A 922-nucleotide genomic window follows, 5' to 3' on the forward strand; every position below is an offset into this window, starting at 1 on the left:
CCAGCGCTCAGGAGGCTCGCCATGCCCCTTAATCCTATCCAGTTCCAACGCGGAGTACCCCTGTCCGAGTTCCTCGAAGACTTTGGCACGGAGCAGCAGTGCGAACAGGCCCTGATCAAGGCGCGCTGGCCGCAAGGCTGGCGCTGCGCACGTTGTGGCTGCTCGCGTTGTTTGCGCACCCAAAATGGTTTGGGCAGACCCTTGTGGGAGTGCTTCATTTGCGGCTATCAGTCATCGTCCATCGTCGGCACGGTCTTTGAGAACACCAAGTTGCCGCTGAGCGTGTGGTTTCTGGCGATCTATCTGCTCACTCAGAGCAAGAATGCCATCAGCGCGCTGGAGCTCAAGCGACAGTTGGGTGTGAGCTATCCCAGTGCGTGGGCCATCAAGCACAAGCTGTTGCACGTCATGCTCGCACGCGAGCACTCGCGCCGGCTCGATGCGCAGGTACAGATCGACGATGCCTATCTGGGCGGCGAGCGCGCCGGTCATGTCCACGGCGGGCGCAGCACGGTGCAAAAAAGCGCTTTCGTGGCGGCGGTGCAGATCGACGATGCGGGGCGCCCTCAGGTGATGCGCCTTGACCCAGTGGCCGGTTTTACCAAAGAGGCACTCAAGGCGTGGGCGAGCAAAGCCCTGGCGGCTGGCGCGCATGTGATCTCCGATGGCACGGCATGCTTCGCACAGGTCAAGGCGGCGGGCGCCACCCACGAGGCGCACGTCACCGGCAGTGGCCGCCAAGCCGCGCAGATGCCCATCTTCAAGTGGGTCAACATCATGCTGGGCAATCTCAAGACTTCGCTCAATGGGACGTATCACTCCATCAAGCATAAAAAATATGCTGACCGTTACTTGGCCGAGTTCGTCTACCGTTTCAATCGCAGGGATGACCTGGCCACCATGCCTACACGATTACTGCGTG

General features: G+C 60.7%; 1 protein-coding gene. It reads left to right on the forward strand.

Annotated elements, in window-relative coordinates; genetic code table 11:
• Positions 1-21: 21 nt before the first annotated feature.
• On the forward strand, positions 22-922 hold a 901-nt coding region (locus ACYVOC_RS18905), incomplete at its 3' end, for an IS1595 family transposase (RefSeq protein ID WP_461162788.1).

The organism is Simplicispira piscis (assembly GCF_054783455.1).